11 protein-coding genes are annotated in these 13,072 nt (G+C 61.1%); all 11 read right to left on the bottom strand.

The genetic code is table 11. The features are described from left to right. Positions 1-28: 28 nt before the first annotated feature. The 11 genes from JSO19_RS09220 to JSO19_RS09170 all read right to left on the bottom strand — a co-directional run bounded on the left by JSO19_RS09220 (position 29) and on the right by JSO19_RS09170 (position 12,966). A complete protein-coding gene (locus JSO19_RS09220; protein WP_270911274.1) occupies positions 29-880 on the bottom strand; it encodes an FHA domain-containing protein in 852 nt (283 codons plus the stop codon). 116 nt (positions 881-996) lie between these two features. Then, positions 997-2,421, bottom strand: a complete 1,425-nt coding sequence (argH, locus tag JSO19_RS09215; RefSeq protein ID WP_270911273.1) for an argininosuccinate lyase — start codon at positions 2,419-2,421, stop codon at positions 997-999. Further along, positions 2,418-3,347: an ornithine carbamoyltransferase gene (argF, locus tag JSO19_RS09210; RefSeq protein ID WP_270911272.1), complete on the bottom strand. Its 930-nt coding sequence runs from the start codon at positions 3,345-3,347 to the stop codon at positions 2,418-2,420. Before argF ends, argH begins: the two co-directional genes overlap by 4 nt. A 9-nt stretch (positions 3,348-3,356) precedes the next feature. Next, positions 3,357-4,373, bottom strand: a complete 1,017-nt coding sequence (locus JSO19_RS09205; protein ID WP_270911270.1) for an agmatine deiminase family protein — start codon at positions 4,371-4,373, stop codon at positions 3,357-3,359. Between the two features lie 109 nt (positions 4,374-4,482). Further along, on the bottom strand, positions 4,483-4,701 hold the full coding sequence (locus JSO19_RS09200) for a hypothetical protein (protein ID WP_270911269.1): 219 nt from the start codon (positions 4,699-4,701) through the stop codon (positions 4,483-4,485). Positions 4,702-4,767: 66 nt separating this feature from the next. Then, complete coding sequence (locus JSO19_RS09195) at positions 4,768-5,148, bottom strand: CG0192-related protein (protein ID WP_270911268.1); 381 nt, start codon at positions 5,146-5,148, stop codon at positions 4,768-4,770. A 303-nt stretch (positions 5,149-5,451) separates the two neighbouring features. After that, positions 5,452-7,356 carry a translational GTPase TypA gene (typA, locus tag JSO19_RS09190; RefSeq protein WP_270911267.1) on the bottom strand — a complete coding sequence of 635 codons (1,905 nt, stop codon included), beginning with the start codon at positions 7,354-7,356 and terminating at the stop codon, positions 5,452-5,454. 224 nt (positions 7,357-7,580) lie between these two features. After that, positions 7,581-9,305, bottom strand: a complete 1,725-nt coding sequence (locus tag JSO19_RS09185) for a dipeptide ABC transporter ATP-binding protein (RefSeq protein WP_270911265.1) — start codon at positions 9,303-9,305, stop codon at positions 7,581-7,583. After that, positions 9,302-10,267, bottom strand: a complete 966-nt coding sequence (locus tag JSO19_RS09180; RefSeq protein WP_270911263.1) for an ABC transporter permease — start codon at positions 10,265-10,267, stop codon at positions 9,302-9,304. Before JSO19_RS09180 ends, JSO19_RS09185 begins: the two co-directional genes overlap by 4 nt. Beyond that, positions 10,260-11,186, bottom strand: coding sequence for an ABC transporter permease (locus JSO19_RS09175; RefSeq protein ID WP_270911262.1), 927 nt, complete (start codon positions 11,184-11,186; stop codon positions 10,260-10,262). The genes JSO19_RS09180 and JSO19_RS09175 overlap by 8 nt, the downstream gene beginning before the upstream one ends. Positions 11,187-11,352: 166 nt before the next feature. After that, positions 11,353-12,966: a peptide ABC transporter substrate-binding protein gene (locus tag JSO19_RS09170; RefSeq protein WP_270911261.1), complete on the bottom strand. Its 1,614-nt coding sequence runs from the start codon at positions 12,964-12,966 to the stop codon at positions 11,353-11,355. Positions 12,967-13,072: the final 106 nt, after the last annotated feature.

The following is a 13,072-nucleotide window of genomic DNA, read 5'->3' as shown; positions in this document are numbered from 1 at the left end:
TGCTGGGTCGTTCGCTGGGCAACCAGTGTCACGGGTGCGAAGCGCGAACGCACTCGGCGACATTACCGTCACCAAAGTCGACGGTGTCACCCGCCCGCAACACGGTGCTTGATCCGCCTCTCAAGAGCGCACTTTCGCTGCCCTCGGGCTGCACCACGGTGCCATTCTTCGACCCGAGATCGATGATCTCAACGCCATCTTCGAGACCGCGCAGAACGGCGTGATTTGCCGATACCTCGCGCTGTGGCGAGAGCAGGGTCTCGAGCTTTTCGCCGTGATCGACGATCGGGGTTGGCCTGCGCCCGATCACCACTCGATCACCGATGCCGACGACCTTGCCGCTCGAAAAGCGCAGCATCCACTGCGGCACGGTTCGGCGCACAACCGTCTGCTCTTCGGGGCTCGTCTCGGTCATCGCACGCAGCGCAGGCGCATTACGAAACAGCGCGGTTCGGTCGGTCTCACTCGTATTCGTGAGCGAAAACTGCTCGAGCGGCTCATGCCCCCAGACGAGCTCACTCGTTTGCACCACACCGCGGTTGAGCGGGAGTGATGGGGTGTCTCGGGGCGCCTCATCAAGCCGCAGCGTCGCACAGCTCACGCGTTCGGCGCTCGCCTCGCTCCAGGTGGTCACTCCATCGCCCGAGTAGGTATCACCGTCGAGCTCGATCGTCGCACGCCCGCGAAGGGCAGTCGATACGGCGCCCGGGGTCCCGGGAACAAACTCCAGCAGAGCGAAATCACGCAGCTGCCCAATGCCACGCCCTGCAAGCGCTGAAAGCACGCTCTCGAATGAGGCATCGTACTCACGAACACTGGTCCAGAGCTCTGACGCTTCATCGAGCGGAACATCAGCGAGCAGGATCAGACGCTCAGTCACGAGCGCAGAGCCTTGCCCATGCACGGCATACGTCAGCACAAGACCTCCATCTGTAGTCTGAATGATTCGCAGTCTACCGCGACTCTCTGACCGACTGGAATCCCTGATTTCAGTGATTATTTCGTCATACGAAACTCGCCGATTCGTTCGGCGAGCCTTGCAAGCTGCTCGTCTACCCGCACCCGAGCGGTGCCGCCCATGCCGACTCGAGAGTTCACTGAGCCCTCGATTGTGAGCACTTCGCGTACCCCGGCGTTCAAGTACGGTGAGACGCCCGCGAGCGCCTCATCATCGGGCTCGTGCAGCTCGAGACCGCGCTCTTCGCAGTACCGAACGAGCTCGCCCGAGATCTCATGAGCATCGCGGAAAATCACGCCCTGCTTCACGAGCCACTCGGCGACGTCGGTCGCGAGCGAGAAGCCCTGCGGCGCAAGCTCGGCCATACGCTCAGTGTCAAAGGTCATCGTCGCGACCATGCCAGCGAAGGCCGGCAGCACCATTTCGAGCTGGTGAACCGAGTCAAACACCGGCTCTTTATCTTCCTGAAGATCTCGGTTATACGCGAGCGGCATGGCCTTCAGCGTCGCGAGCAGCCCCGTCAGGTTGCCGATGAGCCGGCCCGACTTGCCGCGCGCGAGCTCGGCGATGTCGGGGTTTTTCTTCTGCGGCATGATCGATGAGCCGGTCGAGTAGCCATCGTGCAGGCGCACAAAGCCGAACTCCTTCGTGTTCCAGAGAATGATTTCTTCTGAGAAACGTGAGAGGTCGATACCGATCTGTGCGGCGATAAAGGCAAACTCAGCGACGACGTCGCGAGCCGCGGTGCCGTCGATCGAGTTTTCTAGCGGATCGCCGAGCCCCAATTCCCTCGCAACAAGTCGCGGGTCTAGTCCCAGCGAAGACCCAGCAAGCGCTCCCCCGCCATAGGGCGAGAAGCGCGCGCGGGCCTCCCAATCACGCAGCCGTTCAAGGTCGCGAACGAGTGGCCACGCGTGAGCCGCGAGCTGGTGCGCGAGCAGTACCGGCTGAGCATGCTGCAGGTGCGTGCGCCCCGGCAAAATCGCCTCGGGGTGAGTAAGTGCCTGATCGAGCAGCGCCTCGATGACGTGAATAATACCCTCGCGGATCACCGCCGAGTGATCGAGCAGGTACAGCCGCACGAGCGTCGCAATTTGGTCGTTGCGGCTGCGTCCGGCTCTCAGCTTGCCGCCGAGATGACCGCCTGCGATGTCGATGAGCCCGCGTTCGAGCGCCGAGTGTACGTCTTCGTCATCATCGGCAGCAACGAAGCGACCGTCGGCGACTCGAGCGAGCAACTCGTCAAGCGCTGCGTGCATTTCAGTGAGTTCTTCTGCCGAGAGATAACCGGCGTCGGCCAGTGCCGTCGCGTGGGCTTTTGAACCGGCAATGTCATATGGCGCCAGGATCCAGTCAAATTGAGTCGATTTGCTAATGACCTGCAATTCGGGCGACGGGCCCGACGCAAATCGACCACCCCAGAGGGCTCCAGCTTCGCCTGCGCGGTTGTTCTGCTCGGTCATTTTTTCGATTCCTCCAAGAGCCAGGTCATGAGTGCTTTTTGCGCGTGAACGCGATTCTCGGCTTCCTGCCACACCACGCTCTGCGGGCCATCGATGACCTCCGGGGCCACCTCGTACTCACGGTAGGCGGGCAGGCAGTGCATAAAGATTGCTGCCTCATCGGCGTGCGCCATGAGCTCGGGGGTCACGCGGTATGCCCCGAAGAGCTCGATGCGGGCTTTCGCCTCATCTTCCTGCCCCATCGACACCCAGGTGTCGGTAATGACAACGTCGCTCCCAGCGGTCGCCGCGATCGGGTCGGTCGTGACCGTCACGCTGCCGCCGGTCTCGGCAGCAATGCGCTCAGCATCGGCCACGATGTCGGCACGGGGGTGGTAGCCCTCGGGCCCGGCAACGCGAATATGCATGCCTGCTGTCGCAAAGCCGAGCAGGTACGAGTGACCCATGTTGTTCGCGGCGTCGCCCACGTAGGTCGCGGTGAGGCCAGCAAGCTCGCCCTTCGCCTCGCGAATCGTTTGCAGATCAGCAAGAATCTGGCACGGGTGAAAATCGTCGGTGAGTGAGTTGATCACGGGAACGGTCGCGTTCGCGGCCATCTCTTCAACCCCCGAGTGCGCAAACGTACGCCACACGACGGCCGAGACCATGCGTGAGAGCACCTTCGCCGAGTCGGCGATGCTCTCTTTCACGCCGAGCTGCGCTTCGCCGGGGTTCACGATGATCGGGTTGCCACCGAGCTCTGCGACTCCGGCGGCAAAGCTGAACCGTGTACGCGTCGAGGTCTTGTCAAAGATCACTGCAACCGACTGCGGGCCCTCAAGAGGCTTTCGCGAGTAGGGGGCAGCTTTCAGCACTAACGCAAGGTCAAGTACCTCACGCTGCTCGCTGGGGCTCAGGTCGTCGTCGCGAAGAAAATGGCGAATCATTCCCCCAGTCTACAGCGCGGGCTGCTGCTGGGTAATGCAGTGCACACCCCCGCCGCGGGCAAAGAACGGGCGCGCGTCGATACTCACGACGTCACGGCCGTATGCCGCACCGAGAATGTCGCGCGCCCGGTCGTCGGCGTAGGGATCACCGAAGCCACACGCGATCACTCCGCCGTTGACGGCGAGGTGGTTAATGTAGCTCCAGTCGACAAGCTCGCCTCCAGAGCGCACCGTCTCAGGGCCAGGCACCTCGATGATCTCGAACGCATGCCCCTCGGCGTCGTGCGCGGCCGCCAAGGCCTCACGGATGAGCGGGACCACTGCGAAGTCTGGGTGATGCTCATTCGCTTGCGTGTGCATGAGCACCGTGCCGGGGGCGGCAATGGTCGCGATGATATCGATGTGCCCGTTCGTGCCGAACTCTTCGTAGTCAGCGGCGAGCCCCCGAGGAACCCACACGAAGTTGCTCGCTCCGATCGTGCGCTCCAGCTCGGCCTCCACCTGCGCCTTCGTCGCTCCAGGGTTGCGGCGTGTATCGAGCTGGACCGTCTCAGTGAGCAGGACCGTGCCCTGGCCATCAACGTGAATGCCGCCGCCCTCGTTGACCATGCTTGAGGTGATGAGCTCGGCGCCGGCGTACTCGGCAATGATGCGCCCGTGCTGCGACGATTTCTCCCACTCGGCCCAGTCGTTCGCGCCCCAGCCGTTGAAGGTCCATGAGACGGCGCCCAACCGGCCTGCGTCGACGACAAAGCTCGGCCCGTGGTCACGCACCCAAAACTCATCGACCGGTGCCACAAGGTGATCGACGTCGCTGCCGAGCATGTTCTTGGCACGCTGAATCTCGGTCGGATCGACAAGCACCGTCACCGGCTCGAACTCGGCGACCTTGAGCGCTACCTCAGACCACGCCCTGTAGCACTCTTCTTTTTCAGCGTCAGTCTCGCCGAGAGTCGGGCCCGCCGCTGGGAACGCAAGGTAGGTGCGCTCGTGACGTGCGGTTTCTGACGGCATGATCCAGCTCATGGTTCGGTCCTAACAGTGTGGTCGTGGGTTCGAATGGTCTTGTGGCACTCTAGCAACACCCGGGCAGCCGAATCGCAGAGCCCCGGGGTCTGATGCTCAGCTCTTCGAGCTACTCGGGCTGCTCGCCGAGGTCACGTGCCCCAACGTGCATGATCGCGAGCACTTCGGGGGCTTCGTGCCCGGGCCAGGTAGCTGTGAGCACTGCCGCCTCTTCGGGGCCGCTGCCCGCCCGCGTGGCCACCCGTTTGACCGCGAGCGCAGCGAATGGCGTTTGCGCGTAGCTGATGCCGTCTTCGCTCGTGACCTGCCCACCTGACAGGTCTGGCACGATCGCGCCGGGCTCGCCTGAGCCACGCACGTGAGTCGTGACCGGGCGCGGTTCACTGCCCCCGCCCTAGAGCGCGGTTTGCTCGCTCGCTTCGGTGCCGCCCTGCGCAATCGCGACGGCGAGCACGTGACGGTACACCGGGTCGCCCATCGCGTCATACACCCAACGGGTGCCGTGCACGCCATGCTCGGTCGTGCTCATGAGAAACGCTTCGCCCTCGGCAAGCGGTGCGCCCCGGTAGGTGACGGGCACGTGGTACACCGTCTCGTCGCCCGCCGTCACGAGGTGGCCTTCGACGCCCACCTCACCCTCGGGGTCATCGAAACGGTAAGCGCCAACCGCTCGCAGCTGAGATGCGTCGCCCTCAAACCAGGGCTGCTTTGGCAACCAGGCGGCGAGAATTTCGAGTTTGGTGGGAGACATCCATGTCTCATAAATGAGTGCCATGTCCTGATCATACGAGAGGCCACTGACACTCGGCAAGAAGCGGCCGTGGCTTGACGAAAAGCAGGGTGTTCTGCCGAAAACACCCTGCTTTTCGTCAAGTAGACCGCAAAACTACCTGCACGACCCCCTCGCCACACCCGAGGTGCTGACGCCCGAAGGCCCAGGCCCAGGCCCCTGCCCCGGGCTCCCAGCCAAGGCGGCACAACGCAAAGAGACCGGCACCCCAACAGGGCAACCGGTCTCTCGGCCCGCGAGATGGCGGGCGTTACGTGTTACGGGGCGCGATCCGCCCCACAACGAACGCTACTTCTGGTTCTTCTGGCGCGAAACCGAACGCGCACGGGCGTTCGAGTCGAGCTCGACCTTACGAATGCGCACGACCTCTGGGGTCACCTCGACGCACTCGTCAGAGTTCGCAAACTCGAGGCTCTCTTCGAGCGTGAGGTCGCGGGGCGGCGTGAGCGCCTCAAACGTGTCTGAGCTCGCAGCACGCATGTTCGTGAGCTTCTTCTCTTTGGTGATGTTCACGTCCATGTCTTCTGAACGTGAGTTCTCGCCAATGACCATACCCTCGTACACCTCTTGCGTGGGCTGCACGAAGAACGACATGCGCTCCTGCAGGTTGATCATCGCAAACGGGGTGACAACACCGTTACGGTCTGCAACGATCGAGCCGTGGGCACGCGTGTTGATCGCGCCGGCCCACTCGCCGTAGCCCTGCGAAATCGCGTTGGCGATACCGTTACCGCGCGTGGTCGTCATGAACTCCGAGCGGAAACCAATGAGGCCACGAGCCGGAACGATGAACTCAAGGCGCACCCAGCCGGTGCCGTTGTTGACCATGTTTTCGAGGCGGCCCTTGCGCACGGCCAGCAGCTGCGTGATCGCGCCGAGGTGCTCTTCGGGGGTATCGATCGTGAGGTGCTCGTATGGCTCCTGCGTCTTGCCGTCAACCTCGCGGGTCACAACCTGCGGCTTGCCAACAGTGAGCTCGAAGCCCTCGCGACGCATGTTCTCGACGAGGATCGACAGGGCGAGCTCGCCGCGGCCCTGCACCTCCCACGCGTCGGGACGGTCGGTGTTGAGCACCTTGAGCGAGACGTTACCGATGAGCTCGCGGTCGAGGCGATCCTTGATCATACGGGCGGTGAGCTTGTGGCCCTTGACCTTGCCGACGAGCGGCGAGGTGTTCGCACCGATGGTCATCGAGATGGCCGGGTCGTCGATCTCAATCGACGGGAGTGGGCGCACGTCTTCAGCGTCGGCAATCGTCTCGCCAATCGTGATGTCTTCGATACCGGCGATAGCCACAATGTCACCGGGGCCTGCAACATCTGCCGGGAAACGGGTGAGCGCTTTGGTGAGCATCATTTCGGTGATGCGAACCTGCTGCACGCTGCCGTCCTGCTTGACCCACGCGACGGTCTCGCCCTTGTGGATCTCACCGTGGTGCACGCGAAGCAACGCAATACGCCCGAGGAACGGTGACGAGTCGAGGTTCGTCACGTGCGCCTGAAGCGGGAACTCATCGTCGTACTGCGGAGCCGGAACGCGCTCGAGAATCGTCTGGAAGAGCGCCTCAAGATCTTCATGATCAGGCAAAGTGCCATTTTCGGGGCGCTTGTGGCTCGCGGCGCCAGCACGGCCCGAGAGGTACACGGTCGGCACGTCGAGCACGGCGTCGATGTCGATGTCTGGGTTGTCTTCGCTGAGGTCTGATGCGAGACCGAGCAGCAAGTCCTGCGCCTCACCCTCGACCTCTTCGATGCGAGCGTCGGCACGGTCAGTCTTGTTGACTGCGAGGATCACGGGCAGCTTTGCCTCGAGAGCCTTGCGTAGCACGAAGCGGGTCTGTGGCAGCGGGCCTTCGGCCGAGTCAACGAGCAGCACAACGCCGTCAACCATCGAGAGCGCGCGCTCAACCTCGCCACCGAAGTCGGCGTGGCCCGGGGTATCAACGACGTTAATCGTGATCGGGCCGTTCTGGGCGTGCTCGCCCTCGTACGAGATGGCGGTGTTCTTCGCGAGAATGGTGATGCCCTTCTCGCGTTCAAGGTCGCCAGAGTCCATCACACGATCGTCGACCTGCTCGTGTGCGTCGAAAGAGTTAGTTTGCGTCAGCATTGCATTGACAAGAGTGGTCTTGCCGTGGTCAACGTGCGCAACGATTGCTACGTTGCGAAGATCTTCGCGGGTGGCGAGCGCCATGTGTGGTTCCTTACAGGATGGTAATGATCGTGGCCGACAGATGGCCGACGAGCTATCTTATCGGAATTGGCTGAAAATCGGGGGCTTTCCGCTATTTTCGTTGCGGATCGCGCCCGCGCGGGCCGCCCGCACCGGTCTACGAGGCGCCCTGCGCCGAACGCGAAGCGCCCCCTCGCCGGCCGGCACGGGGCACGGCTGCAAGGGGGCGCTTGGCGTTCGAGCGGCTAGCGGTCAGTCAAGCCGAGCTCAATGTTCGCGCCGGGAATGGCCGCGAGCAGGTTCTTTGTGTAGTCTTCGCGCGCATTGTCGAACACCTCGGTGGTCGTCGACTGCTCGATGATCTCGCCCTGACGCATCACACACACGCGGTCTGCGATGAGGCGCACGACTGCGAGGTCGTGGGTGATGAACAGGTATGTCAACCCCAGGTCACGCTGCAGTTCGGCGAGCAGGTCGAGAATCTGTGCCTGCACGAGAACGTCAAGAGCCGAGACCGCCTCGTCGAGCACGAGAATGTCGGGCTTCAACGCGAGGCCACGAGCAACCGCAACCCGCTGGCGCTGGCCGCCCGAGAGCTCGTTCGGGTAGCGGGTCGCGAGTTCACGCGGAAGCGACACCTGGTCGAGCAGCTCGAGCACACGGCGCTTGCGGCTCGCTGGGTCGCCAACCTTGTGCACGTTGAGCGGCTCCATGATCGTGTTGCCGATGTTGTGCAGCGGATCGAGCGAGCCATACGGGTCCTGGAAGACCGGCTGCAGCTTGCGACGCAGGTCGAACAGTTCTGAACCGTTGAGCTTTGAGGTGTCTTGCCCGTCGATCGTGATCGTTCCGGCCGTGGGCTTCTCGAGCTGCAGCACCATCTTGGCGATGGTCGACTTACCCGAGCCCGACTCTCCTACGAGAGCCATGGTCTCGCCACGGTGAATGACGAAGTTGGCATCGCTCACGGCATGCAGGTCTTCGGTACCGAAGTTGCCCTTGCGCAGCTTGTACACCTTGCTGAGCCCCTCGACCTTGACTACCTCTTCGCCGTAGTTGATGCGGCGTTCGTCGCCTAGTTCAGCGAGCTGCGTCACATCGACCACGTCAGTGGTCTGGGTGACCGGGTCGGCCGAAACCTCGATACGGCGCGAGGCGATGCTCGGAGCCGCAGCGACGAGGCGCTTCGTGTACGGGTGCTGCGGGCGCTGCAGAATCTCACGGCTTGGCCCTGACTCGACAATGTTGCCCTGGTACATCACGATGAGTTTCTCGGCACGCTCAGCGGCGAGGCCAAGGTCGTGCGTAATGAACACGAGCGCAGTGCCTGCCTCGTCGGTGAGGGTTTGCAGGTGGTCGAGCACAACCTTCTGCACCGTCACGTCGAGCGCCGACGTCGGCTCATCAGCGATAAGCAGATCAGGCTCGGCAGAAAGCCCAATGCCGATGAGGGCACGCTGCTTCATACCGCCAGAGAACTGGTGCGGGTACTGCTTCATGCGGCGCTCAGCATCGGCAAGGCCGGCCTGTTTGAGCACCTCTACAGCGCGCTCCTTCACGGCTTTGCGCCCCTTGGCGACGCCGTTGGCTCGAATGGCTTCTTCGATCTGGAATCCAATAGACCAGACCGGGTTCAAGTTCGACATCGGGTCCTGCGGAACGAGACCAATCTCGCGGCCCCTCAGGCTCTCCATGTCACGGCGGCCGACGCCAACGAGCTCGCGATCGCGCCACTTTACCGAGCCGCCGGTGATTTTACCGGTGCCAGGAAGGAGGTTAATAACGGCGTGCATCGTGGTCGATTTGCCCGACCCCGACTCGCCAACGATTGCGACCGTTTCGCCAGGAAACACGTCGAAGTTGACGCCGTGAACGACCTCTTTTTCGACCTTGTCAGTGGTGAACGCGACGCGGAGGTCACGAACAGAGAGCAGTGGCTGCATCATAGGTGTGGTGCGTTCCTCGGTCATCGTCTCGCCCTCGCCTTCGGATCAAGTGCGTCGCGAACAACCTCACCGAGCAGCACGAAGCCAAGCACGGTCACGGTCAGCGCGAGCGAGGGGTAAATCAGCGGCATCGGGTCAGTACGAAGTGACAGCTGAGCGGAGCTAATGTCGTTGCCCCAGCTAATGAAGTCGCCGGGAGGGAGACCGACACCCAAGAACGAGAGCGTTGCCTCTGCAACAATCGCGCTTGAGAGTGACAGCGTGGTGACGACGATCGCCGGAGCGATGGCGTTCGGCAAAACGTGGCGCCAGAGCGTCTCTATCCGAGTCAGACCGACTGATTCAGCGGCCATGACGAAGTCAGCATTCTTCACTCGAAGAATTTCACTTCGCACGATTCTCGCGGTAATCGGCCATGAGAACCCGCCGATCGCCAAGGCGATCACGAACGGGTTGCGGTGCTGCGAGAGCACGCTCATGACGACGACAGCAGCGAGGATGTAAGGAATCGAGAAGAAGATGTCGCCGAGACGTGAAAGCACGGTGTCAACCTTGCCGCCGAAGAAGCCTGCGACGGCGCCCATGATCGTGCCGACAACGAAGGTGATGAGAATCACGATCAGGCCAACGCTCACCGATGTCGAGGTGCCGTGAATGATGCGCGTGTATACGTCGCAACCCTGCTTGTTGAAACCCAGTGGGTGGCCCGCGTTAGGAGCCGCGTTCGAGTTCGCGAGCACGCAGTCGCGGGGGTTGAGCTGAGTGAAGAGTGTCGGGAAGAGTGACACGATCAGCACCAGCAGAATCACCGCGGCCGAAATCCAGAACATGGGGCGTGAGCGCATATCGCGCCACGCATCTCGCCACAGACTCGACTTGCGTGATGAAACCTTGACCGCATCGACTGAGGCGATGGGGGTTTCTTCGATTGGAGCAACAAAGTGCTCAATCGGAGGGCGTTCGGGCTGTGCGTTTGGGTTATGCATACCTGATCCTCGGGTCGAGCAGGGCGTACAGCAGGTCAACAACAAGGTTGACGCCAAGGTAAATCAACACCATGACAGTCACGAATGACACGACCGTTGAGTTTTCGCCCTTGAGAATAGCTTGGAAGAGCACGTTACCGACACCGGGAACGTTGAAGATGCCCTCGGTCACCGTCGCACCAACCATGAGCGTGCCGAAGTCGGTCGCGGTGTTCGTGATGGTCGGGATGAGCGAGTTGCGCAGAACGTGCACGGGAACAACGCGGTTACGCGAGAGGCCCTTTGCGTACGCGGTGCGCACAAAGTCCTGGTTCAAAGTGTCGATGACCGAAGAGCGCGTGAGACGCATGCTCGTCGCGTAGAGGCTCACCCCAAGCACAATTGCGGGGAGAAGGAGCTCTTGAATCGGGGCACCGCCGCTGACCGTCGGTTTAAACCAGCCAAGCTGAATACCAAGACCGTACTGGGCGATGAAGGCGATCACGAAGATCGGGATGCTCATGAAGAGCAGGGCGATGATCAGGTTGATGTTGTCAAAGAACTTGCCCTTGCGGAGCCCTGAGAAGAGGCCCACGATAATCGCGATGACGAGTTCGATCGCGATTGCCATGAGCGAGAGCTTGATGGTAACCGGGAAGGTACGGCCAAGAATTTGTGAGACGGGCTCGCCTGAGAAGCTAATACCAAAGTCGCCAACAAAAATGCCCTTCAAGTAGAGCAGATATTGCACGAAGAAAGGCTTATCAAGATTGTATTGCTCTCTGAGCCGTTCAATGACCGCTTCGCTCGGTACCTTTTCACCGAACATGGCCGCGACCGGATCGCCCGGCATCGCAAAGACCATAAAGTAGATCAGAAACGTTGTGCCCAGTAGAACAGGGATGACCTGCAGCACTCGGAAGATGATGTATCTCAGCATTGTGAGATCTCCCTATTGTTTTCTTGCATGAAGCGTATTCTCTCGCAAAATCGTTCAGGCTCTCAAGCCCTGTGTCTGAAACCGTTAAAGCGTCATTGCGTGAACGGGTTACACGCAGACAAATAAGAGGCCCTGGACTGTAAGCCCAGGGCCTCTTGTCGCTGTGCTATTTCTTGGTGATCTCGTTGAAGATCGGCACTGAGTTCCAGCCGAACGTCACGTTGTCAACCGACTCGCTCCAGCCACCAGTGGTGCCCTGGTACCAGAGAGGAATCGATGGGAGATCTTCAAGAAGGATTTCCTGAGCCTCGTGGAACTTCTTCACGGTCTCGTCGTGATCGGTTGCCTCGACGCCTTCCTTGAGGAGCTTGTCGAACTCGGGGTTCGCGTAGAAACCGTGGTTCGAGCTTGAACCGGTTGCGTAGAGCGGGTACAGGTAGTTGTATGCACCCGGGTAGTCACCCTGCCAGCCAGCACGGAAGGGGCCACCAACGGTGTCCTGCTCACGGTCATCGAGGAACGCAGGGAAGGTTGGGTAGAGCTTCGGAGCCGACTCGACGCCAAGGTTCTGGTTCCACTGGTTCGCAACTGCCTCGATCCACACCTGGTGCGGGCCGTCTGAGTTCGTTGCAACTTCGATGCTGCCCTCGAAGGGGCTAATCTCGTCTGCCTCGGCCCAGAGCTTCTTGGCCTCGTCAGCGTTGAACTTGAGCTTCTCTGCGCCCTTGAGCTTGTCGGTGTAACCATCGACAACGGGTGACGTGAAGTCGGTCGCAGCGATGTTCGTGCCGTTGAAGATCACGTCAATGAGCTCGTCACGATCGATAGCCATCGAGAGAGCCGCGCGACGCAGCTTGCCCTCTTCGCCCTCGAAGTGCTCGAGGTTCTCTGAGATGGTCAGCGTGGTGAGCAGTGCGCCACCCTGGAAGACCGCACGGTCGCCAAGTGTGTCCTGGAACACGTCGAATGCCGTATCAGGGATCTGGTCAAGCACGTCAAGGTTGCCTGCCTCAAGGTCGGTGTACGCAGCATCGAGTGATGCGTAAACCTTCATGTGCAGACCGTCGTTTGCTACCTCGCGGGGGCCAACGTAGGTGTCGTTCTTCACGAGGTTGAGCTCAACGTCGTGCTTCCAAGCGTTGTCGCCATCGAGCTTGTAGAGGCCGTTACCGATGGGGTTCTGACCGAATGCTTCCATATCTTCGAAAGCAACGTCAGGCAGCGGGTAGTACGCCGAGTAGCCGAGACGGTCTGCGAAGTCAGGGGTTGCATCGATGGTGAAGGTGTGGTCGTCAACGACGACGAGGCCTTCCATCGCTTCCTTGTCGTCTGCCTCGCTGAAGCCAGCGATGTCAGCGAAGAAGGTCTGGTTACCGAGAGCGTTTGCGGGGTTTGCCGCGTAGTTCCAGGCATCAACGAAGTTCTTTGCGAGAACAGGGGTGCCGTCAGAGAACACCGCGTCGTCGCGAAGCTTCACTTCCCACAGCCCATCGTCGTTGAGCTCGATTGACTCGGCTACACCCATCTGGGTCTGGCCGTCGGCATCGTAGTACACGAGGCCTTCCCACAGAGCGTCAACAACCTTGCCGCCACCAACCTCGGTGGTATCAGCAGGAATCAAACCTTTTTGTGGCTCGGTGATGTTCACCGAGATAATGCCGCCGCCCGTAGCGGTGCCTTCGCCTTTGTCACCATTGTCGCTCGATGAGCAACTGGTGAGAACGAGTGCACCCGCGGCAGCCATGGCGATTACACCAAAGCCGATACGTGATCGTTTCACTATCTTTCTCCTTATGTAAACGTCGCACGCCGAAAGGGAGCCATAACGACCCGATGCTTGGCGTATGAACACTCAAATCATATCTGTTCGTTCTGTGCTTCTTCCT

Source organism: Leucobacter sp. UCMA 4100 (assembly GCF_027853335.1).
Taxonomy (GTDB): domain Bacteria; phylum Actinomycetota; class Actinomycetes; order Actinomycetales; family Microbacteriaceae; genus Leucobacter_A.
Note: the sequence above shows the minus strand (reverse complement) of the source record. Positions and strands in the feature narration are given on the sequence as shown.